The organism is Streptosporangium sandarakinum (genome assembly GCF_050942225.1).
Lineage (GTDB): Bacteria > Actinomycetota > Actinomycetes > Streptosporangiales > Streptosporangiaceae > Streptosporangium > Streptosporangium nondiastaticum.
Genome location: NZ_CP192034.1, coordinates 3,229,927 through 3,252,172 on the forward strand (window position 1 = coordinate 3,229,927; position 22,246 = coordinate 3,252,172).

Consider the following 22,246-nt stretch of genomic DNA (forward strand, 5'->3'; position numbering starts at 1 on the left):
AGCAGATCCGCGATCCGCGCAGGTCCGTAGGCCGATTCCTGTTTCCCCATCATCACGGCGCGGAGATCCGGGTGCATCTCCGAGAATGCGAGCGCGGCGGTTCCCGGAGGTGTCAGGCGAGGATCCGCGTCGTGCCCCCCGGGCGTTTCACCCCCAGGCGCTCGCGGATCTTCCGCCCGGCCGGCACGTCGAGCCGCTCGGTCAGTTCGAGGGCCCTGGCCCGCGCCTCGTCGGCCTCGGCGTCGGCCTCGGAGGCGCGCAGCGCCTCGCTCAGCAGGGCGAGGGCCTCGGCCTCCTGGAGCGGGATCTGCATCCCGCGGAACAGCGAGACGGACCTGCGCAGGTGGACGGTGGCCTGGTCCGGGTCGCCGGACACCAGGGCCAGCTCACCCAGCCCGGCGAGCACCTGCGCCTCGGCGAGCCGGTGGCGGGAGCTGCCGGCCGGTTCCAGCGCCTGGTGCAGCATGGCGTCGGCCTCGGCGATGCGTCCCTGACGCAGCCGGGCGATGCCCAGGCCGTGCAGGCTGAACGCCTCGCCCGTGGAGTCGCCGATCTCCCGCACCACCGTCAGCGCCTCCTCGAAGGCGCCCGCCGCCAGGCCGAACTCGCGTGCCTGGAGGTGGGCCAGGCCCATGCGGTGCAGCACCTGGGCGGTCACCCTGCGGTCGCCCCCGGACTTGCTGAGCGTCAGGGCCTCGGCGAGCATCACCTTCGCGCCCTCGGGGTCGTCGCAGTCGAGGCGGAGCTGGGCGAGGCTGTGCAGCGTCTGCGCCGCGGCGACGTCGTCGCCGACGGAGCGGAAGATGGCCAGTGCCTTCTCGTAGTCCTCGGCTGCCGCCTCGAAGTGGCCGTTCATACGTTCCATGGTCGCGATGCTGCGGACGGCCAGGGCGGTCCGCCGCTCGTCGCCGACGGCCTGGAAGAGCTGGACGGCCGCCTCGAACTCGCGCCGCGCGTCGCCGAAGCGCTGCTCGTTGAACGACAGCGAGCCGGCGGTGTACAGGATCTCCGCCTGGCCGCGCTTGTCCCCGGTGCCGCGGGCGGCCTCCAGGGCGATCTCGTGGGTCTCGCGCCAGTCGTCGAGGTAGACCCTCGACTCGAAGAACGTGGCGGCGGTCGTCGCGAGCCGCCAGCACAGCTCCCCGAGACCGGCCTGCGCCGCCTGGCGGATGCCGTACACCAGGAGGGGGCGCTCGCGCTCGAACCACGCGATCGGCTCGGTGACGAGCTGCCGGACCAGTTCGTCGGGCAGGACCCGGGGGATCTCCGTCTCCCCGAAGGCCTGCGGGCAGGTCCCGAACTCGCGGCATCGGGCCGCGTCGACGAGGATGAGCAGCCCGCTCAGCACCCGGCTGAGCGCGGCGGCGCGCTCGGCGGCGGGCTCCTCGGCGGCGAGGCGTTCCCGGGCGAACACCCGGACGAGGTCGTGGAAGCGGTACTGGGTGTGCACGCCCCGCCCGGTGCCGACGACCTCGACGAGCTGGGCGTCGGCCAGGTCGTCCAGCAGGTCCTGGGCCTCAAGGAGCGGTTGCTTCAGCAGGGCCGCGCCGGTCCACCCGGAGAAGACGTGGGAGTCGAGGATCGCCAGCCGCCGGAACAGCCGGCGGGCCTCCTCGCTGATGCCGTCGTAGGTCAGGGAGAGGCTGGCGCGGATGCCCATCTCTCCGTGCATCAGCTCGTCGAGCCTGCGGGTCTCGTCGCGCAGCCGGCCCACCAGCTGCTCGACGCTCCAGTGCGGGCGCGCGGCGAGGCGCGCGCCGGCGATGCGCAGCGCCAGCGGCAGGTGCCCGCACAGCTCGGCGAGCGCCGCGGCGGAGCCCGACTCGGACCGCACGCGTTCGGTCCCGGCCACGTGGGAGAGCAGGTCCACCGAGTGGGCCGGGTCGAAGAGGTCCACGTCGACGTGGGTGACGCCGGCCAGGCCGGCGAGCCGGCTGCGGCTGGTGATGATGACGGCCGAGGCGGGGTTGCCCGGCAGCAGCGGCAGGACCTGGCTCTCGCTGCCCACGTCGTCCAGCACGATCAGCATCCTGCGGTCGGCCAGCAGCGTCCGGTATGTCTCGGCCCGCTCGTCCAGCCCGTCGGGCAGGGCGGTGCCGGGTATGCCGAGGGTGCGCAGGAACCGTTCGAGCACCTGCAACGGGCTGACCGGGCGGGACACGCCGCTGTGCAGGCTGGCGAAGAGCTGGCCGTCGGGGAAGTGCTCCATCACGCTGTGCGCGGCGTGGACCGCGACGCTGGTCTTGCCGATCCCCGCCCGGCCGGTGACCACGACGATCGGTACGGCGAAGCGCGCCGGGCCGTCGGAGGCGATGGTCAGCCGCCTGCGGATGACCTCCACCTGCTCGGCGCGGCCGATGAAGTCGGCGATGCCGGCCGGGAGCATGCCCGGCACCGCCGGGACGGGGGCCTGCGGCGCGGCCCCGGCCGGCGCGGGCGCCTGGGGGGCGTCGAGGCTCTCGTCGGAGGTGAGGATCGCGTGTTCGAGCTGCTGCAGCCGCTCGTTGGGCTCGATGCCCAGCTCGTCGATCATGGTGCGCCGGGCGTCGCGGTAGACCTGGAGCGCCTCGGCCTGCCGGCCCGAGCGGTACAGCGCCGTCATGAGCTGGCCGAGGAGCCGCTCGCGCAGCGGGTACTCCTCCACGAGCCGGGTGAGCTCGCCGACCAGTTCGTGGTGGCGGCCGAGGTCGAGCTCCAGCTGGAGGCAGTCCTCGTTGGAGGTGATCCGCTGCTCGGCGAGGCGGGTCGCGACCGACTGCGCCAGCCGGCTGTCGATGCCCTCCAGGGCCGGTCCCCGCCACAGCGCGAGCGCCTCGCGGTAGTGCCGGACGGCCTCCTCGGGATCGCCGCCGTCACGGGCGCGGCGGGCCCGCAGCACGAGGTTCTCGAAGCGGCGCGCGTCTATCTGCTCGTCGTCGGCCCGCAGCGCGTACCCCTGCGACCTCGTCACGATCACCTCTTCGCCGCCGTGAGCGGCGAAGAGCCGTCTCAGCGCCGAGATGCAGATCTGCACCTGGGCCCGCGACGTGGCGGGCGGGTCGTCCCCGTAGATGGCCTCCATGAGCCGGCCTGTGGCCACCGTCCGGTTGGCATCCAGGAGGAGGACCGCCAGAACGGTCTGCTGCCGGATGCCACCGAGATCCACGCGTTGTCCGTCCGCGGTGACTTCGAGCGTTCCCAGAACGCGAAACTCCACGCGCATCTCCTTGAAGAAACTTCCGCCCCCCGGCGCAGCGAGACCTCTACTACGCTTTGCAGCCGTGCGGGGTACGGGAAGTGACGGACCTCCCCGAAGCCGGCTTTCCTGGTCACAGGAAGTTTACGTAAAGCAGGGCCTGGGAACACCAGGGTTTCTGTGCGGTGTGTTCCAAGATCGGCACTCTAACGCCACCTTGTTCGCGATCGTACGCTCTGTCCGTTTCGTGAATGGATGGTACAACGCGAAATGAGGTGTTGCCAGGCGCACCGCTTGCTCGCGGGCGATTCCCCTTGTCAACCTGGTGAAAAACACGAAACGGCCGGGGACTCGCGTCCCCGGCCGTTTCGGCGTTCGGTGGTGTTCCTGTCACCCCCAGGGGTTGCAGCACATGGGGCGGTGGGTGGTGGGCGGCGGCGGGACCGGGGAGGACGCGTTCGCGGTCGCGCCGCTGACGGTGACGCCCGCGAGGGCGATGACAATCGAGACACCCAGTCGCACGACGGTCTTGTTGATCTTGCCGCTCATCTTTACCTCCGCGGTCGTGGCGGCGTCGCCGGACGCCGTTCCTGACACCGATGACGCTCACACGGTCCGCCATCGGGTCTCTATCGCTTCCCTTCGTTCTGGACATCTCCGCAGGTGAAAGCGGATTTCGGGGGTTTCTGAACCGTCCGGGACGGAGCGCGAACCGGTGCCGCGGGGCGGCCGGCCGGCCGCGGCCCGGCCATCCGCCGGCGGAAGCCGGGGCGGACGGACGGCTGACACGTGACGAGAGCATGACGAGCCGATAAGCGGGCGAAGGCGAACCGATAGCGCGGTCCGCGAAGCTTGGACGAAGCCCAGGCGGAGCCGACGCTCGCAGCGGCGCCGCCTGGGCGGCCAAGGCGAAAGCGCCGAACCGGGCCGCCGTGGACGGGCCCGTTGGACAGGTGACGGTGAGATGGGTATTGCTATTCAGACACTGGACGGTGTCTACGGCCGACCGGCCGCCAGTGTCAGGATCCGGCTGGAGTGCGCCGACGGCGGCCACTGGAATCCGGACGCCAAAGCCGAAACCGACCACGAGGGCCGTGTCCAGGACTGGAAGGGCCGCCGTTTCGAACGCGGCGTTTACCGCCTCATCCTCGAAAGCGACCGGTACTTCGTCGGCCTCGGGCTCACCGCCGCCTATTCGGAGATAGTCGTTCTCTTCCGCATGCACGACGAGACCGACTCCTACCAGATCCAGGTTCAGCTCTCGCCGTACTCGTACTCGACGTATTTCGGCTCATTCGGCTGACGGGTGTCATCACCCCCAGGCACACCAGGTTCACGTAGGTAAGGGCTCCGACAGTGAATATCGGACGGTACACCGCATTCCCCAAGGTCCCCCTGAACGATCGCACGTGGCCGGACGCCACCGTCACCGCCGCGCCCCGCTGGCTCTCCACCGACCTCCGGGACGGCAACCAGGCGCTGGCCGCCCCCATGACCCCGGCGCGCAAGCTGGTGATGTTCGACCTGCTGGTGCGCATGGGCTACAAGGAGATCGAGGTCGGCTTCCCCGCCGCCAGCCGCGACGACCACGACTTCGTCCGGATGCTCGTCGAGGAGGACCTCATCCCCGACGACGTCCGCGTCTCGGTGCTCGTCCAGGCGCGCGAGGAGCTGATCGAACGCACCATGGAGAGCCTGGCGGGGGCGCGGCGGGCCACCGTACACCTCTACAGCGCGACGTCGCCGTGGTTCCGCCGCCGGGTGTTCGGCATGGACCGCGATGAGTGCAAGGACCTCGCCGTACGGGGCACCCGGCTGGTGACGAAGTACGCCGAGCGGTTCCTGGACGGCTGCGACCTGGGCTTCCAGTACTCTCCCGAGCACTTCGCCGACACCGAGCCGGACTTCTCGCTGGAGGTCTGCGAGGCCGTCATGGACGTGTGGCAGCCCGGCCCGGGACGGGAGATCATCCTGAACTTCCCCACCACGGTCGAGCGGTCCACCCCCAACGTCTTCGCCGACCAGATCGAGTGGATGCACCGCAACCTGTCGCGGCGCGAGCACCTGTGCCTGTCGGTCCACCCGCACAACGACCGCGGCACCGGCGTCGCCGCCGCCGAGCTGGCCGTGCTGGCCGGGGCCCAGCGGATCGAGGGCTGCCTGTTCGGCAACGGGGAACGGGCCGGCAACGTGTGCCTGGTCACCCTCGGGCTGAACCTGCTCACCCAGGGCGTCGACCCCGGTGTCGACTTCCGGGACCTCGACCGGGTCCGGCGCACGGTCGAGCGGTGCACCGGGATCCCGGTCCACCCGCGCCACCCCTACGGCGGCGACCTCGTCTACACCGCGTTCTCCGGTTCCCACCAGGACGCCATCAACAAGGGCTTCGACGCCCTGGAACGGGAGGCCGCCGAGGCGGGCGCCGAGCCGGCCGAGCTGCCGTGGCGTCTGCCGTACCTGCCGCTGGACCCGCAGGACGTGGGACGGACCTACGAGGCCATCGTGCGCATCAACAGCCAGTCCGGCAAGGGCGGCCTGGCCTATGTCATGAGCGCCCGGCACGGGCTGAACCTGCCCCGCGCGCTGCGGGTGGAGTTCGCCCGGACGGTGCAGGCGCTGGCCGACGCCGAGGGCGGGGAGATCGGCCCCGACCGGCTGCGGGAGTGCTTCGAGCGCGAGTACGTCATCGGCGCGGCGCCCGATCCCTTCACCGAGGTCACCGCCACGGCTTCCGGCGGTGTCCCGGCGACCGTCGTCCTGCACGTCGACGGCGGCGGCTTCGACGCCGGGCGGGACCGGACCGACGCGGTGCGGGCCGTACGCGCCGAGCTCGCCCGGCGGGGGCTGCGGGTGCGCGCCGTCCAGCACACGGGCCCGGCGGGCGACGGCCGTACGGCCCGGCGGGAGGCGCACCCGCTCCCCGGGGCCGGCCGGGCCGGTGAACCCCGCGAGGACACCGACGGCAGCGGGCTCCACGGGCTCCCCGGACCTCACGGGCTCCGCGAGGTCGCGGTCTACGCCGAACTCCAGGTGGGCGGGACGGTCTTCTGGGGGGCCGGGACCGGACCGGACCTGCGGGCCGCCGCGCTGTCGGCCGCCGCCTCCGCCGTCGCCAGATCGCGGCGGGAACGGATGCGCCGCACGGCGGCCCCGGCGGCCCCGGCGGTCCCCGCGGAGACGGTTCCCACGGCGGCCCCCACGACGGCGCCCACGGCGGGTGTCGCGGCGGAGCCGGGGGCGCTCACCTGGACGAGGAACACGCGGACGAGAAGTGCGCGGGCGAGGAGCACGCGGACGACGGCGGGACGGTGACGACCGGCGGGTGATGACCGGCCGGATGACGGCGCGACGAGACGGAGAACCCCGGCGAGGGCGGGGCCGAGGAGGGATACGACGATGAAACTGGTCGAGCGGGAGGAGGAGCTGGCCTGCCTGCAGGCCCTCCTCGACAGCGCGGTGCTGGGCAGGGGCAAGGTGGCGCTGGTCGGCGGCGCCGTCGCGACGGGCAAGAGCGCGCTGCTGCACGTGTTCGCCGAGCAGGCCATCGAGCGGGGCGCGCTGGCCGTCACCGCGACGGGCTCGCGCATGGAACGGGACCTGCCACTGGGTGTGCTCGGCCAGCTCATCCAGGACGCGCCGCTGGTCCCCGAGGAGCGCGACCGGGCGCTGGCGCTGCTGAACGAGGGCGCGCGCGCCGTGCTCGCGGCCGGGCCGGAGGACACCGGCGGCCGGCAGATCGACGCCCAGACCGTCCACGTCCTGTGCACCGTCCTGCTGGAGCTCTCGGAGCGGTACCCGCTCATGATCATCGTCGACGACGTGCACCACGCCGACCGCGCCTCCCTGCTCTGCCTGGCGTACCTGGCGCGGCGGGTACGGCTCGCCCGGATCGTGATGGTGTTCGGCCACGCCGACCACGGCCGCTGGCCCGACGGGTTCTTCCAGACCGAGCTGGTCCGCCAGCCGCACTGCCGCCGCATCCAGCTCACCCGGCTGTCACGGGCCGGGGTGGCCGCCCTCGTCGAGGAGGAGGCGGGCCGGGAGACCGCCGACCGGCTCGCCGACGAGTGGTACGCCCTCAGCGGCGGCAACCCCCTGCTGGCCAACGCCCTGGCCGACGACTACCGGCAGCTCACCCGGTCCGCCGCGGACGAGCCTCCGGACGGGGTCACCGCCGGCGACCACTACGGCCAGGCCGTGCTGTCGTGCCTGCAGCGCGGCCACGAGCAGACCATGCGGGTCGCCCGGGGTCTGGCGATCCTCGGCGAGCCGGAGTCGCTCGACCGGCTGCTCGGCCTGCCCGGCCCCGACGTCGGCAGGGAACTGCACTCCCTCAGCGCCGCCGGGCTGCTCACCCTCGGCAGGTTCCGGCACGACGCCGTCCGCGAGGCCGTCCTCGCCGGAACGGACGCCCAGGAGCGGGCGGACCTGCACCGCCGGGCCGCGGAGCTGGGCTACGACCTGGGCTCCTCCCCGGCGGTGATCGCCGGACACCTGCTGCAGGCCGGCCGGGTCGAGGCCCCCTGGGTCGTGCCGATCCTGGAGGAGGCCGCCAGGAGCGCCCTGCGCACCGGGCGGGTGGAGGCGGCGGTCGACTACCTGCGCATGGCCTGGCGCGAGTGCGCCGACGAGACCCAGCGCGCGAAGATCATGACGATGCTGGTGCGCGCCGAGTGGCGGATCAACCCGGCCGCGCCGACCGGGCACCTCGCCGAGCTGGCCGAGGCGATGAACCGGGGCAGCCTGCGCGGCGTCGACGCCGTCGTGCTGGCCCGGGCGCTGCTGTGGTACGGCCGTTTCGACGACGCGCGCGACGTGCTCGAACAGCTCAACCGGCCGGGCGCCGCGGCGGACCCCGAGACGGCCGCCGAGCTCGTGGTGAGCCGGCTGTGGCTGCGCGCCACCCACCCGCCCTTCCTCGACCGGCTGCGGCACCTCGCCGGCGACCAGGGCCTGGCGACCATGGTCTCGGTGTCGGTCAGCCGGCGGCTGGAGTCGGCGCTCGCGCTCGCCGAGGTCCTCACCCGGGGCCCGCGGGAGGAGGACATGGACGCCGTCGAGCGGATCCTGGAGGACTCCCGCCTGGACGAGATGACGCTCGACACCGTCGAGAACTCGCTGCTGGCCCTCACCTACGCGGGCCGCTGCGAGCGGGTGGCCCCCTGGTGCGACCTGTTCAGCGTCGAGGCGTCGTCCCGGCAGGCGCCGAGCCGCCAGGCCCGGCTCGCCGCGATCCGCGCCGAGATCGCCGTCCGCCAGGGCGACATGCCCGCCGCCGAGCACCACGCGCGCCTGGCCCTGGACATCATCCCGGTGAGCAGCTGGGGCGTCGCCATCGGCGGGCCGCTGAGCAGCCTGATCCTCGCGCTCACCGCGATGGGCAAGTACGACGCGGTGCGCGAGCACCTGGACCGGCCGGTGCCCGAGGCGATGTTCCAGACCCGCTACGGCCTGCACTACCTGCACGCCCGGGGCCGCCACAGTCTGGCCACCGACTACTTCGCGCTGGCGCTGCGCGACTTCCAGCAGTGCGGTGACCTGATGGCCGCCTGGAACCTCGACACGCCCGGCCTGATCCCCTGGCGGGCCGACGCCGCCGAGGCGTGCCTGCGGATGGGCCAGGCGGAGGAGGCCCGGCAGCTCGTCCAGGCCCAGCTCGACCTGTGCGGCCCCGGCGCCACCCGGGGCCGGGGCGCCGCGCTCCGGCTGCTGGCCGCCGTCTCCGAGCTGCGCCGCCGCCCCCCGCTGCTGCGCCAGGCGACCGAGTACCTCCAGGCCGCGGGGGACAGGTACGAACTGGCCCGCGCGCTGTTCGACCTGGTCGAGGTCTATGAGGCGCTCGGCGAGCACCGCCGCGCCAAGACGATCGCCGGGCGGGCGCGGGCCGTGGCCGTGGAGTGCCACGCCCAGCCACTGGCCGGGACGCTGTCACGGGCCGACGACCCCGGCGCGCCGCCGGCCGTGCCCGCCGGGGACATGATCGACATGCTGAGCGACGCCGAGCGGCGGGTCGCCGCCCTGGCCGCGGCCGGCTACACCAACCGGGAGATCGCCGCCAAGCTCTACATCACGATCAGCACGGTCGAGCAGCACCTCACCCGCACCTACCGCAAGCTCAACATCAGCCGCCGCGCCGACCTGCCGCTCGTCCTGGAGTTCGGTGACCAGCTCGTCGTCTGAGACCCCGCTCCGGTGCGTACGGCGGGCGCCGTACGCACCGCCGTACGGCGCCCGCCGGAGACCCGCGCGGCCCGCCCCGGTCCGTGCGGACCCCCGAACCCCTCCCGGGTCCGTCCGGACCCCGAAACCCGCCGGGCCCGGGAGGGCATTCCCGAAGGTGCGCGCCGCCGCCGGCGGGTGGGACCTTCGTAGCCGGAGGTGCGCCGTGGAGGAGAACCCGATCCTGGCCGTCGTGCGGGGCAACCCGACAGCCGAGGAGCTGGCGGCGGTCGTCGCGGTCCTCACCGCGCGGGCCTCGGCCGCCGCGGCTGCGGCCGCCGAGGCCGCCGAGATCGCCGAGGCCGGCCGCCCGCGGACCGCCTGGCACGCCCAACCGGCCTGGGGCGCCGGGACGATCTGGGACGCCGGCTCCGCCTGGAGCGTCTGGGGCGCCTGGAGCACCGGGACGGCCCGGCCCGCCGCGGCCGTCCGCTGACCTGTCCGGGCGGTGTCCGCCGTGTCCGTCCGCTGACCCGCCCGGGTGCCGTCCGCCGCGCCCGGCCGGCGACCCGGTCGTTCCCGCGGGAAAGCCGGCGACCCGGTCGTTCCCGCGGGAAAGCCGGCGACCCGGTCGTTTCGGCGGGAAAATCCCGATCCGTGGTCCGATCGGTGATCATTCCGGTTGAATACGCCCCATGAGCGATCTGGCGACCGTCCTTTCGACCTGGCTGGACGGGCAGTCGACCACCGGCATGGATCTGTACGGGATCAGGATGCTGGCGGTCGGCCGGTTCGGGAAGGGGCTCCTGTTCCTCGCGGGCCTCTCCGTCGGCCTGGACCTGCTGGACCCCGACGGGGTCAAGCGGCGCGGCGAGGCGAACCAGGAACGCGCCGAGCGCACCCTCACCCGCAGCCGCCACAAACGCGACGTGGCCCGGCTGTCCGCGCTCCACGACACCGTCACCGAGGACATGGTCACCGTGTGGTCGGTGCCGGGCGACATCAACGGCCCGATCAGCGGCCTCTCCGTCCACACCACGCCTCCCGGCCGGGTGCCCGAGGGACTCGACGTCGCACTCGACGTCTACCGGAGCTTCCACCGCGCGGTCATCGACGAGCTGCGCGCCTACGCCGGAAACGAGAACGAGTACACGCACGCGAAGCACCGCGCCGCCGAGTTCCTGTCGAGCCACCTCAGCGGCCCCGACCGCGCGCTGTTCACCGAGGCGGAGCGGGCCGGCAGGAACGATGGCTGTGTCCTGGTCGCCCTGGCCGGCACGGTCATCGCGTTGGTGTTCGTCGTCGTCGCCCTCAAGACGAGCCCGGCGGCCGTGCCGTGGGCGTTCATGGTCATGATCGCCGCGATCGTCCTGCTCCTGGTCGCCCTTTCCACCGCGTCGCGCCTGAGGGTGGCCGCCGCCTGGCGGTGGCTCCTCGGGCGGGCGCTGCGGCGGCTCGCCGCCACGCTGCGGAGCGCCCGGCCGTTCCACGGGTTCCGGAAGGCGGCCTTCGCGCTCTTCTTCGTCGGGAGCATCCTCGACATGCTCGCCTCCTGACCGCCGGGAGCCTCCCCGACCGCTCGCCCTACGGCCACCCCCGCCGTCCCGGGCCCCGCATTCTCCGTCCCCGCCGGGGCGGCGCCCCCGTCCCGTGCCCTTCTCCGTTCGTGCGGACCGCCACCGCGTCCGCCGGCCCCGCATTCTGCGAAAAGCCCGAGCGGGCCGCCGGTCGCATCCTGAGTGGTGTGCGCGGGCGTCCCCCCCCGCACGCCGGGGACGCCCGCGGCGGTGGTCCTCGGGCCTCCCGGGCGGTTGAGGAGAGCGCCATGTCGACATTCTTCGGCTCGTTCCGTCGGTTGCTGCTGGCACCGTCCCTGGCGGACGTGACGTTCGCGGTGCGCGGCTTCCCCGGCGCGTCGTCACCGGCGGCCGAAAGGCTGGAGGCGATCCCGCAGTCCGTCGTGTGCGGCTTCGAGTGGGGCATCGACGCGCGGAACCAGTGGGAGGTCGAGCGGCGGCTGGGCATGATCGACGTGGAGCTGCGCGGCTTCGCCTACGAGGGCGCCACGATGGCGCTGACCGTCCTCGACGCGATGGGCGGGGGCCGCGGCCACCGTACCCGAGACCTGCTGCTCGGCCCCGGTCGCCCGCACATCTTCCTCACCTACATCGGCATCGGCTTCGCCATGGCGCGGCTGCCCCGGCCGCTGTGGAAGAAGGTCGTACCCGACCTGGGCGAGACGCCGTACCATCCGACGATGAGCTGGCTCGCGGTGGACGGCTACGGCTTCGACCGGGCCTACTTCGACACCCGGCGCTGGGTGGACGAGCAGCGGGTGCCCGCCCCCTACGCCTGGGAGGGGTCGCCCGGCTACTTCCCCCGGGCCGTCGACCAGGGCATCGGCCGCGCCCTGTGGTTCATCCACGGCGCGCGGACGGCGGACGTCGCCGCCGCGGTGCGCCGCTTCGCCGACGGCCGCCAGGCCGACCTGTGGAGCGGCGTCGGCCTGGCGGCGACGTTCGCCGGCGGCTGCGGGACCGAGGATCTGGCCGCGATGGGGGAGGAGGCCGGCGAGCACCGGGCCGAACTGGCACTGGGCGCGGTCTTCGCGGTCAAGGCCCGCGACCACGCCGGGTTCGTCCCCGAGCACACCGCGGCCGCCACCGCCGCGCTGACCGGCCTGTCGGTCGCCGACGCGGTCGCGCTCGCCGACGACACGGCCGTCGATCCCTACGGCTCCGGCCCGGTCCCGCAGTACGAGGTGTGGCGGCGGCGGATCCACGCCCGCTTCGCGGCGGACCGCGTCGGGCGCTGACGCCGGGCCGCCGCACCCGGGCGACCGCATCGGGCCCCGGTCACCGGGCCCGCGACACCGGACCCGCCGGACCGCCGGACCCCGGTCACCGGACCGCCGGGCGCTGCCGCCCGCCGTGGCGTCCGGCGGTGACGCCCGGTGAACTCACACGTGATTCATGAATGGTTTTCCCGGCCCGTTTTCCGGTTTTCGGAGAAAGGCGCGCTCCCGGGAAAAGCGCTCCGGATCAGCACTTCCGAAGTGGAGAGCGCAGCTCGGCATATGCGTGAATTTATGAAGGACACCTATTGACGAGGGGTGGAGGGGTTGGGTTGACCAGCATGTTCCGGTCATTGAGGCGTCGCGTCCTGACGCCGGGCATATCAGAGACGAAACTTGCCACCCGGGGTTTCCACGTGAAGGACGACGCGTCCCGGGAATTGTTGGAGACGATCGGCGAGACTTTTCTCACCGGTTACGCCTTCGCGGCCGAGACCCGTTCCGCGGCCGAGGCCGAGGAGCGCCTGGAGGAGATCCCCCGGCGCTTCCGCGGCTTCGCCTACGAGGGCGCCGGCATGGCCTTCGCCATCCTCGACCGGCTGACGCCGGGCGGCGGGCACCGGACCGCCGACTCCCTCGCCGGGCGGGGTGACGCCCACAACTACATGATCTACGTCGGCATCGGCTGGGCCATGGCGCGGCTGCCGCGCTTCCTGTGGCCGGACAGCCGCGGGCTGGACCCGCTGCTGCTGTGGCTCGTCCACGACGGCTACGGCTTCCACCAGGCCTACTTCCACACGCAGCGGTACGTGCACGAGCAGTACCGCGAGACGCGCTTCCCCTGGCCGGCCGGCGGGCCCGAGGCGTACGCCGCCCGCGCCATCGACCAGGGCATCGGCCGCGCGCTGTGGTTCGTCGGCGGCACCGACGTCGAGCAGGTCGTCTCGCTGGTCGAGCGGTTCCCCCGCTCGCGCCGGGCAGACCTGTACGCGGGCGTCGGCCTGGCCGCGACCTACGCGGGCGGCGCGCCCGAGGACGAGCTGCTGGAGCTGCGCGAGCGGGCCGGGACGTACCGGCCGCAGCTCGCCCAGGGCAGCTCGTTCGCGGCCGAGGCCCGCGTCCGCGCCGGCCTGCTGGTGCCGCACAACGAGGTCGCGACCCGGGTGCTGTGCGGCACCACGCCCGAGGACGCCGCCCTGACCAGCCGCCGGACCCGCCCCGACGGGCCCGTTACGGGCGACCTGCCCGCCTACGAGGTGTGGCGGCGCCGCATCGCCAATGAGTTCGCATTTGCTGGAGGTGTTACTCCGTGACCACGACAGCTGGCTGGCTGCGCAGGCAACTGCCGGGAATCGTCGCCCTCGTCATGATGGCGGCCCTTTTCGCGGCGGGCCGCCCGTCCTTCGCCTCGGACGAGGAGAAGGACGGCCTGGCGAGTACCTACGCGTTCGAGCCGATGAGCATCGCGCTGCCCGCCGGGTACCCGCAGAAGACGATCCGCAAGGTGAACCAGCGCTACAGCAACATCGACGCCTGGATCTCCTCGGTCGGGGCCGGCATCGCCATGAACGACCTCGACATGGACGGCCTGTCCAACGACCTGTGCGTCACCGACACCCGGATCGACCAGGTCGTGGTGACCCCCACCCCCGGCGCGCGCTCCGACCGCTACCGGCCGTTCGCGCTGAACCCCGGTTCGCTGCCGATGAGCGACACGATGGCCCCCATGGGCTGCCTGCCCGGTGACTACAACGAGGACGGCCGCACCGACCTGCTGGTCTACTTCTGGGGCCGCACGCCGATCGTCTACCTCGCGAAGAGCGGCGCCACGCAGCTCGCCGCGGACGCCTACGTGCCCACCGAGCTGGTGCAGGGCGTCGGCACGACCAAGTACACCGGCCCGCAGTGGAACAGCAACACCGCCACCGCCGCCGACTTCGACGGTGACGGCCACGTGGACGTCTTCATCGGCAACTACTTCCCGCACGGCCCCGTCCTGGACCCGAAGGTCAACGGCGGCGTGGAGATGAACGACTCCATGTCGGCGGCCGTCAACGGCGGCGAGAACTACTTCTTCCGCTGGACCGGCGCCACCGCCGGCGAGCGGCCGACGGTCGCCTTCGCCAAGCTCGACGACGTCCTGCCGACGAACGTCTCCAAGGGCTGGGAGCTCGGCGCCAGCACCGCCGACCTGGATGGCGACCAGCTGCCCGAGCTGTTCCTGAACAACGACTTCGGCCGCGACCGGCTGCTGTACAACCGCTCCACCCCCGGCCACATCGCCTTCTCCCTCGCCGAGGGCGAGTCCTCGCCGATCGTGCCCAAGTCCAAGACCCTGGGCCACGACTCGTTCAAGGGCATGGGCTCCGACTTCGGTGACCTGGACGGCGACGGCCTCTACGACGTCTTCGTCAGCAACATCACCACCTCCTTCGGCATCCAGGAGAGCAACTTCCAGTTCATGTCCACCGCCAAGGACCGGGCCGAGGTCGCCTCCGAGCTGAAGCGCGGCGTCGCGCCGTTCGCCGACCACAGCGCCCCGAGCCGCACCGCGTGGTCCGGCTGGGGCTGGGACGTCAAGATCGACGACTTCGACAACGGCGGCGTCCCGGCGATCGTCCAGGCCACCGGCTTCGTCAAGGGCGACGTCAACCGCTGGCCGCAGCTGCAGGAGCTCGCCACCGCCAACGACGGCGTGCTGCGCAACCCGCACTCCTGGCCGACCGTCCACGAGGGCGCCGACATCGGCGGCAGCCAGACGCTCGCCTTCTTCGTCAAGGACGCCAAGACCGGCCGCTACGCCGACCTGTCCCCGCAGCTCGGCATGGCCGTGCCGGTGCCCACCCGCGGCATCGCCACCGGCGACGCCGACGGCGACGGCCGGCTCGACATCGCGGTCGCCCGGCAGTGGGACGCCCCGGTCTTCTACCACAACCAGAGCCCGTCCCCCGGCGCGTTCCTAGAGCTGCGGCTGAACCACGAGAACGCCGCCGGCGCCGCCTCGTCCGCCGCGTCGCCCGTGATCGGCGCCGAGGTGAAGGTGACGCTCCCCGGCGGGCGCGTCGCCATCGGCAAGGTCGACGGCGGCAGCGGCCACTCCGGCCGGCGCAGCCACGAGGTGCACATCGGCCTCGGCCGGGACGTCACCGGTCCGCTGCCGGTGCGCCTGACCTGGCGCGACCGGACCGGGCAGGTCCACGAGCAGGATCTTCAGCTGACCCCGGGCCGGCACACCGTGCAGCTCGGCTCGCAAGCGAAGGAGCAGTGACGAAATGGCCGAGAAAGCCAAGACGCCCCCGCGGCACGACCCGAAGGTCATCACGGCCCTGCGCCGGTTCGCCCTCTCGATCACGGTCTTCAACATCCTCGGCTACACCGTCCTCGGCTTCGAGCAGCCCTGGACCTGGCCCCTCGTCGCCCTGGCGACCGCCTACACCACAGAGATCGTCCTGGAGCTGATCGGCGCCAAGGTCGAGGGCCGCGCCCCGCGCTTCAGCGGCAACGGCCCGCGCGGTCTGATGGAGTTCCTCTACCCGGCGCACATCAGCGGCATCGCGATGAACATGCTGATCTACGTCAACGACCAGATCCTGGTGATGATGTTCGGCGTCGTCGTCGCCGTCGGTACCAAGTGGGTCATCCGGGCCCCCGTCCGCGGCCGGCTGCGCCACGTGATGAACCCCTCCAACTTCGGCATCGCCGTCATCCTGCTGCTGTTCCCCTGGGCCAGCATCGCGCCGCCGTACCACTTCAGTGAGAACGTCACCAACCCGATCGACTGGATCATCCCCTGCGTGATCATCTTCTTCGGCACCATGCTGAACGCCAAGCTGACCAACCGCATGTGGCTGATCGGCGCCTGGGTGATCGGCTTCGCCCTGCAGGCCGTCGTGCGCAGCGTCATCCTGGACGACGTCGCCCTCCTCGGCGGCCTGGCCATGATGACCGGCGTGGCGTTCGTCCTGTTCACCAACTACATGATCACCGACCCGGGCACCACGCCGTCCAAGCCGCTGTCGCAGGTCGCCTTCGGCGGCGGCGTCGCCCTGGTGTACGGCCTGCTGACCGGCATGAGCATCCCCTACGGCATCTTCTTCGCCACCGCCACGGTCTGCCTGATCCGCGGTGCCTTCCTGTGGTCCCTGCACATCGTCGCCAAGGCCCGCGAGCGGGACGCCGCCCAGGTCAGCGCGGCGGCCGAGCAGGCCCTCGCCCCGGCCCGGAAAGAGGTCGCGAAGGTATGACCAGGCTCGCCATCGTCGGCATGGCATGCCGCTACCCGGATGCCACCTCGCCGCGTGAGCTGTGGGAGAACGCCGTCGCCGGCCGGCGGGCCTTCCGCCGGCTGCCCGACGTGCGAATGCGGCTCGACGACTACTGGGATCCCGACCCCTCGGCCCCCGACCGCTTCTACGCCCGCACCGCCGCGGTCATCGAGGGCTACGAGTTCGACCGGCTCGCCTACCGCGTCGCCGGCAGCACCTACCGCTCCACCGACCTGACCCACTGGCTCGCCCTCGACACGGCCGGCCGGGCGCTGGCCGACGCCGGCTTCCCCGACGCCGAGGGCCTGCCCCGCGAACGCACCGGCGTGGTGGTGGGCAACACCCTCACCGGCGAGTTCACCCGGGCCAACGTGCTGCGGCTGCGCTGGCCGTACGTGCGCCGGACCCTCGCCGCGGCGCTGAAGGAGCAGGGCTGGGACGACGAGCGGCTGGAGGCGTTCCTCGCCGACTACGAGGCCGCCTACAAGAGCCCGTTCCCGCCCATCGACGAGGACACCCTCGCCGGTGGCCTGTCCAACACCATCGCCGGGCGGATCTGCAACCACTTCGACCTCAACGGCGGCGGCTACACCGTGGACGGCGCCTGCTCGTCGTCGCTGCTGTCGGTGGTGACCGCCGGCAAGGCGCTGGCCGACGGCGACATCGACGTCGCCGTCGCCGGCGGGGTGGACCTGTCCATCGACCCGTTCGAGATCGTCGGATTCGCCAAGACCGGGGCGCTGGCCAAGAACGACTTCCGCCTCTACGACCGCCACTCCAACGGCTTCTGGCCGGGCGAGGGCTGCGGCATGGTCGTCCTGATGCGCGAGAGCGACGCGCTGGCCGCCGGGCACCGGATCTACGCCACCGTCGCCGGCTGGGGCATCTCCTCCGACGGCCGGGGCGGCATGACCCGGCCGGAGGTCAGCGGCTACCAGCTCGCCCTGCGCCGCGCCTACGAGCGGGCCGGGTTCGGCATCGAGACCGTCGCGCTGTTCGAGGGCCACGGAACCGGCACCGCCCTCGGCGACGCGACGGAGCTGAAGGCGCTGTCCGGCGCCCGGGCCGCCGCCGACCCTCGGCGCCGCCCGCCGCGGTCGGCTCGATCAAGGGCATGATCGGCCACGCCAAGGCCGCGGCCGGCGTGGCCGGCCTGATCAAGGCCGTGATGGCGGTGCACGGGCAGGTGCTGCCCCCACCGTCGGCTGCGTCGACCCGCACCCGGTGCTGGCCGAGGAGGGCGCGGCCCTGCGCGTACTGCGCAAGGCCGAGCCCTGGCCGGACGGCGCCCCGCTGCGGGCCGGCGTCACCGCCATGGGCTTCGGCGGCATCAACACCCACGTGGTGCTGGAGAACGCCGCCCCCGGCGGCGCTCCCCGCTGCCGGGCCGCACCCGCGCCCTGGCCGCCTCGCTGCAGGACGCCGAGCTGCTGCTGGCCGACGCGGCCTCGCCGCAGGCGCTGCGCGAGCGGCTCGCCGAGCTGGCGGACTTCGCGCCGAAGGTGTCCTACGCCCAGCTCGCCGACCTGGCCGCGACGCTCCAGCGGGAGCTGCGCGACCTGCCGTACCGGGCCGCGGTGGTCGTCACCTCGCCGGAGGACGCCGAGCGGCAGCTCCAGCGCCTGATCAACGCGCTGGAGGCGGGCGAGACCACCATGCTCGCCCCGGACGGCCGCGCCTTCCTCGGCCGGGCCGGCGGCCCGGCCCGGGTCGGCTACCTCTTCCCCGGCCAGGGTCGGGCCGCGGCACCAGCGGCGGCGCGCTGCGCCGCCGCTTCGCCGAGGTCGAGGAGATCTACCTGCGGGCCGCGCTGCCCACGGGCGGCGACACGGTGGCCACCGCCGTCGCCCAGCCGCGCATCGTCACCGGCTCGATGGCCGGCCTGCGTACCCTCGCCCTGCTGGGCGTGGAGGCCGACGTCGCGCTCGGCCACAGCCTGGGCGAGCTGTCGGCCCTGCACTGGGCCGGCGCGATGGACGAGGACACCCTGCTGCGCGTGGCGACCATGCGGGGGCAGGCCATGACCGAGCACAGCGCCTCGGGCACCATGGCCGGCGTCCGCGCCACCCCCGGCACGGTGACCGGCCTGATCGGTGACCTGCCCGTCGTCATCGCCGGCTACAACGGGCCCGGCCAGACCGTCGTCGCCGGGCCCGTCGACGCGGTCGAGACGGTCGGGCGCCGGGCCGCCGAGGCCGGTCTGACCTGGACCCGGCTGCGGGTGTCGCACGCCTTCCACTCGCCGCTGGTCGCCCCGGCGGCCGAGGTCCTCGGCGCCCGCCTGGCCGACGAGGACTTCGGCCCGATGGACCGCCGCGTCGTCTCCACCGTCACCGGAGAGGACCTGGCGCCGGACACCGACGTCCCGGCGCTGCTGCGGCGGCAGATCACCGAGCCCGTGCGGTTCACCCAGGCCGTACGGCAGGCCGCCCCCGACGTCGACCTGTTCGTCGAGGTCGGCCCGGGACGGGTGCTCAGCGGCCTGGCCGCGAACATCACCGACGTGCCGGTGGTCGCGCTGGACACCGACGACGAGTCGCTGACCTCGCTGCTGCGCGTGGCCGGCGCCGCCTACGTCACCGGTGTGCCCCTCGCCCACGAGGAGCTGTTCCACGGCCGCCTCGTCCGGCCCCTGGAGGTGGGCGCGGAGTTCTCCTTCTTCGCCAGCCCCACCGAGCAGGCGCCGCAGATCGGGATCGGCGCGGCCCACCGCGTCGCGGACCCGGCGACGGCGCCGGCATCCGCGGAGCGGACCGCCGGATCCGGCCAGAACGGGCAGCACGGGCAGCACGGGCAGAACGGGGCCGGGCAGAACGGCGAGTCGACCATCGACCTGCTGCGCCGCCTGGCCGCCGAGCGCGCCGAGCTGCCGCTGGAGATGGTCACCGAGGACAGCCGTCCGCTGGACGAGCTGCACCTCAGCTCGGTCACGGTGATGCACATCATCGACCAGGCCACCCAGCGGATGGGCGTGCCCGCCGCGCAGGCCCCGACGAACCTCGCCACCGCCAGCCTCCGGGAGCTGGGCGAGGCGCTCGACGGCCTGGCCAAGGCCCCCCAGGCGCAGCCCGCGAAGATCGTGGCCGGCGCCGCGGCCTGGGCCCGGCCGTTCGCCCTCGACCTGGACGAGATGCCGCTGCCGGAGCGGCCCGCGGTGCGCGAGAGCGGCAGGTGGCGGCTGTTCGCCGGCGCCGGCTCCCCGATCGCCGAACCGCTGCGCCAGGCCCTCGAGAACGGGAGAGTCGGATCCGGTGTCCTGGTGTGCCTACCGCCGGAGTGCCGGCGGGAAGACCTGGAGCAGGCGCTGCTCGGCGCCAAGGCGGCCGTCGCCGGCCCCGCGGGCACCCGGTTCGTGCTGGTGCAGCACGGCCGGGGCGCGGCCGGCCTGGCCAAGACGCTCCAGCTGGAGACCCCCCAGCTCCGCGTCACCATCGTGCACGTACCGGCGGCCGCCGAGGCCGTCGGCTGGGTGGTAGACGAGGTCGCGGCCACCACCGGCTACGCCGAGGCGTACTACGACGCCGCGGGCGTGCGGCGGGTGCCCACCATGCGCGCCCTTCCGGTACGGCCGGCCCGCACCGAGCAGCCGCTCGGCTCCGAGGACGTCCTGCTGGTCACCGGCGGCGGCAAGGGCATCACCGCCGAGTGCGCCCTGGCGGTCGCCGCCGACAGCGGCGCCAGGCTGGCCGTGCTCGGCCGGTCCGACCCGGCCGGGGACGCCGAACTGACCGCCAACCTCCGCCGGATGGCCGAGGCCGGGGTGACCGTCCACTACGCCCGGGCCGACGTCACCGACGCCGAGCAGGTCCGCCGCGCCGTCGCCGAGGTCCAGGCGGCGCTCGGGCCGGTCACCGCCGTGCTGCACGGCGCCGGCCGTAACGAGCCCGCCGCGCTGACCAGCCTCGACATGGCGGCCTTCGCCCGCACCTTCGCCCCCAAGGTGGACGGCCTGCGCAACGTGCTCGACGCCGTCGACGCGGCCGGGCTGCGCCTGCTCGTCACCTTCGGCAGCATCATCGGCCGCGCCGGGCTGCACGGCGAGGCCCACTACGCCACCGCCAACGAGTGGCTGGCCGAGCTCACCAGGGAGGTGGCCGACAAGCACCCCCGCTGCCGCGCCGTCTGCATGGAGTGGTCGGTCTGGTCCGACGTCGGCATGGGCGAGCGGCTGTCGGTGGTGGAGGGGCTGGCCCGCCAGGGCATCAGCCCGATCACCCCGCAGCAGGGCGTGCAGATCATGCGCCGCCTGGTCGCCGACCCCGACGTCCCGCCCGTCGTGGTGATCAGCGGCCGCACCGAGGGCATCGACACCGTCCGCTACGACCTGCCGCCGCTACCGCTGCTGCGCTTCGTCGGCAAGCCGCTGATCCACTACCACGACGTCGAGCTCGTCACCGACGTCGAGGTCAACCCCGGCACCGACCTCTACCTCACCGACCACCTCCTCGACGGCAACCTGCTGTTCCCGGCGGTGATCGGCATGGAGGCCATGGCCCAGGTCGCCCACGCCGCCACCGGACGGCAGGGCGCGCCGGTCATCGAGCACGCCGAGTTCCTGCGGCCGATCATCGTGCCGCCGGACGGCAGCACCACGCTCCGGATCGCCGCGACCGTCACCGACGACGACACCGTCGCGGTGACGATCCGCAGCGCCGAGACCGGCTTCGACGTGGACCACTTCCGTGCCCGGCTCGCCTACACCGCCGAACCCGCGCCGCAGGGCCCGCCCGGACAGGTCGCCGACGGCCTGCCCGCGGTGCCGCTGGACCCGGAGGCGGAGATGTACGGCGACGTGCTGTTCCAGGGGCGGCGCTTCCACCGGCTGCGCCGCTACCACCGGGCCGCGGCCCGCCACGTCGACGCCGACGTCGCGGCGCTGGAGTCCGGCGACTGGTTCGCCCGGTACCTCCCCGGAGACCTGCTCCTCGGGGACCCGGGCATGCGCGACGCGCTCATGCACGGCAACCAGGTCTGCGTGCCGGACGCCACGCTGCTGCCCACCGCGATCGAGCGGGTGCACGCGGGCGGCGCGGCGCTCGCCGCGGCCGGGGAGCTGCGCTACTGCGCCACCGAGCGCAGCCGCGAGGGCGACACGTACGTCTACGACATCGCGGTGCGCACCCCGGCCGGCGACGTCGTGGAGCGCTGGGACGGCCTGCGGCTGCAGGCCGTACGGAAGAAGGACGGACGCGGCCCCTGGGTGGCGCCGCTGCTCGGCTCCTACCTGGAGCGGACCGTCGAGGACCTCGTCGGCGCCCGGGTGGCGGTCGCCGTCGAGCCCTTCACGGCCGACGCGACCGGCGGTCCCGCCGGTGCGGCGGACGACGAGGCGGCCCGGGAGCGGGCGGCCGTGGGGCTGGGCAGGGCGCTCGGCCGCCCGGTCGCGCCCGGCGAACCGGGGACCGGCGGTGAGATCGGCGGCGAGGCCGGCGGCGCGACGGTCTCCGTCGCCCACGGCCCCGGCGTGACGCTCTGCGTCGCCGCCCCCGGCACGCTCGGCTGCGACGTCACGCCGGCCGCCGGGCGGACGCCCGCGGAGTGGACGGCCCTGCTGGGCCCGCACGCCCCGCTCGCCGAACGGGTCGCCGCCGCCACCGGCGACGGCCCCGACACCGCCGCCGCGCGCGTCGCCGCGGCCGCCGCGTCCCTGACGCGGGCCGGCCTGCCCCGGGAGTCGTCCCTGACCCTGACGGGGGAGGGGAACGGCGCCTGGGCCGTCTTCGCCGCGGAGGGCGTGCGCGTCGCGACGCTCGTCACGACCCTGCGGGACACCCCCGACCCCGTCGTCTTCGCGATCTGCGCCGGGGAACGGACGCCGGCCGCGAACGAGCACCCCGAAGGGCGGTCATAGGC

At 73.5% G+C, this 22,246-nt stretch carries 13 protein-coding genes and 1 pseudogene; 12 read left to right on the top strand and 2 right to left on the bottom strand.

The genetic code is table 11. The features are described 5' to 3' along the window. Positions 1–112: 112 nt before the first annotated feature. Entirely contained in the window at positions 113–3,196 is a 3,084-nt protein-coding gene (locus ACQP10_RS14815) for an AfsR/SARP family transcriptional regulator (protein ID WP_346019934.1), read from the bottom strand. Between the two features lie 369 nt (positions 3,197–3,565). Further along, positions 3,566–3,724, bottom strand: coding sequence for a hypothetical protein (locus tag ACQP10_RS14820; RefSeq protein WP_179817984.1), 159 nt, complete (start codon positions 3,722–3,724; stop codon positions 3,566–3,568). A 415-nt stretch (positions 3,725–4,139) separates the two neighbouring features. Between ACQP10_RS14820 and ACQP10_RS14825 the strand changes: the two genes are divergently transcribed. The 12 genes and pseudogenes from ACQP10_RS14825 to ACQP10_RS14880 all read left to right on the top strand — a co-directional run bounded on the left by ACQP10_RS14825 (position 4,140) and on the right by ACQP10_RS14880 (position 22,244). After that, positions 4,140–4,478 carry a hydroxyisourate hydrolase gene (locus ACQP10_RS14825; RefSeq protein ID WP_179817983.1) on the top strand — a complete coding sequence of 113 codons (339 nt, stop codon included), beginning with the start codon at positions 4,140–4,142 and terminating at the stop codon, positions 4,476–4,478. Positions 4,479–4,531: 53 nt separating this feature from the next. Beyond that, positions 4,532–6,487, top strand: a complete 1,956-nt coding sequence (locus ACQP10_RS14830) for a 2-isopropylmalate synthase (RefSeq protein ID WP_433541552.1) — start codon at positions 4,532–4,534, stop codon at positions 6,485–6,487. 84 nt (positions 6,488–6,571) lie between these two features. Beyond that, the gene (locus tag ACQP10_RS14835; RefSeq protein ID WP_346019932.1) at positions 6,572–9,355 is read left to right on the top strand and encodes a helix-turn-helix transcriptional regulator; all 2,784 of its coding nucleotides are present in this window, start codon (positions 6,572–6,574) and stop codon (positions 9,353–9,355) included. 205 nt (positions 9,356–9,560) lie between these two features. Beyond that, positions 9,561–9,830: an acyl-CoA carboxylase subunit epsilon gene (locus tag ACQP10_RS14840; protein WP_346019931.1), complete on the top strand. Its 270-nt coding sequence runs from the start codon at positions 9,561–9,563 to the stop codon at positions 9,828–9,830. A gap of 199 nt (positions 9,831–10,029) precedes the next feature. Then, on the top strand, positions 10,030–10,890 hold the full coding sequence (locus ACQP10_RS14845) for a hypothetical protein (RefSeq protein ID WP_389995244.1): 861 nt from the start codon (positions 10,030–10,032) through the stop codon (positions 10,888–10,890). Between the two features lie 269 nt (positions 10,891–11,159). After that, positions 11,160–12,149 carry a DUF1702 family protein gene (locus ACQP10_RS14850; protein ID WP_346019929.1) on the top strand — a complete coding sequence of 330 codons (990 nt, stop codon included), beginning with the start codon at positions 11,160–11,162 and terminating at the stop codon, positions 12,147–12,149. Positions 12,150–12,469: 320 nt separating this feature from the next. Then, positions 12,470–13,441: a DUF1702 family protein gene (locus ACQP10_RS14855; RefSeq protein WP_179817977.1), complete on the top strand. Its 972-nt coding sequence runs from the start codon at positions 12,470–12,472 to the stop codon at positions 13,439–13,441. Then, positions 13,438–15,396 carry a CRTAC1 family protein gene (locus ACQP10_RS14860; protein WP_346019928.1) on the top strand — a complete coding sequence of 653 codons (1,959 nt, stop codon included), beginning with the start codon at positions 13,438–13,440 and terminating at the stop codon, positions 15,394–15,396. Before ACQP10_RS14855 ends, ACQP10_RS14860 begins: the two co-directional genes overlap by 4 nt. Positions 15,397–15,400: 4 nt before the next feature. Beyond that, complete coding sequence (locus ACQP10_RS14865) at positions 15,401–16,372, top strand: enediyne biosynthesis protein (protein WP_346019927.1); 972 nt, start codon at positions 15,401–15,403, stop codon at positions 16,370–16,372. Beyond that, entirely contained in the window at positions 16,369–17,511 is a 1,143-nt protein-coding gene (locus ACQP10_RS14870) for a beta-ketoacyl synthase N-terminal-like domain-containing protein (RefSeq protein ID WP_433541553.1), read from the top strand. Before ACQP10_RS14865 ends, ACQP10_RS14870 begins: the two co-directional genes overlap by 4 nt. A gap of 363 nt (positions 17,512–17,874) precedes the next feature. Then, positions 17,875–17,964, top strand: a pseudogene (locus tag ACQP10_RS14875) (hypothetical protein); the annotation flags it as partial. Between the two features lie 260 nt (positions 17,965–18,224). Beyond that, on the top strand, positions 18,225–22,244 hold the full coding sequence (locus ACQP10_RS14880) for an SDR family NAD(P)-dependent oxidoreductase (RefSeq protein WP_433541903.1): 4,020 nt from the start codon (positions 18,225–18,227) through the stop codon (positions 22,242–22,244). Positions 22,245–22,246: the final 2 nt, after the last annotated feature.

Coding starts and splice junctions, on each gene's coding strand:
- ACQP10_RS14845 (WP_389995244.1), top strand. CDS start 10,030: ATGAGCGATCTGGCGACCGTCCTTTCGACCTGGCTGGACGGGCAGTCG.
- ACQP10_RS14855 (WP_179817977.1), top strand. CDS start 12,470: ATGTTCCGGTCATTGAGGCGTCGCGTCCTGACGCCGGGCATATCAGAG.
- ACQP10_RS14835 (WP_346019932.1), top strand. CDS start 6,572: ATGAAACTGGTCGAGCGGGAGGAGGAGCTGGCCTGCCTGCAGGCCCTC.
- ACQP10_RS14870 (WP_433541553.1), top strand. CDS start 16,369: ATGACCAGGCTCGCCATCGTCGGCATGGCATGCCGCTACCCGGATGCC.
- ACQP10_RS14865 (WP_346019927.1), top strand. CDS start 15,401: ATGGCCGAGAAAGCCAAGACGCCCCCGCGGCACGACCCGAAGGTCATC.
- ACQP10_RS14850 (WP_346019929.1), top strand. CDS start 11,160: ATGTCGACATTCTTCGGCTCGTTCCGTCGGTTGCTGCTGGCACCGTCC.
- ACQP10_RS14825 (WP_179817983.1), top strand. CDS start 4,140: ATGGGTATTGCTATTCAGACACTGGACGGTGTCTACGGCCGACCGGCC.
- ACQP10_RS14820 (WP_179817984.1), bottom strand. CDS start 3,724: ATGAGCGGCAAGATCAACAAGACCGTCGTGCGACTGGGTGTCTCGATT.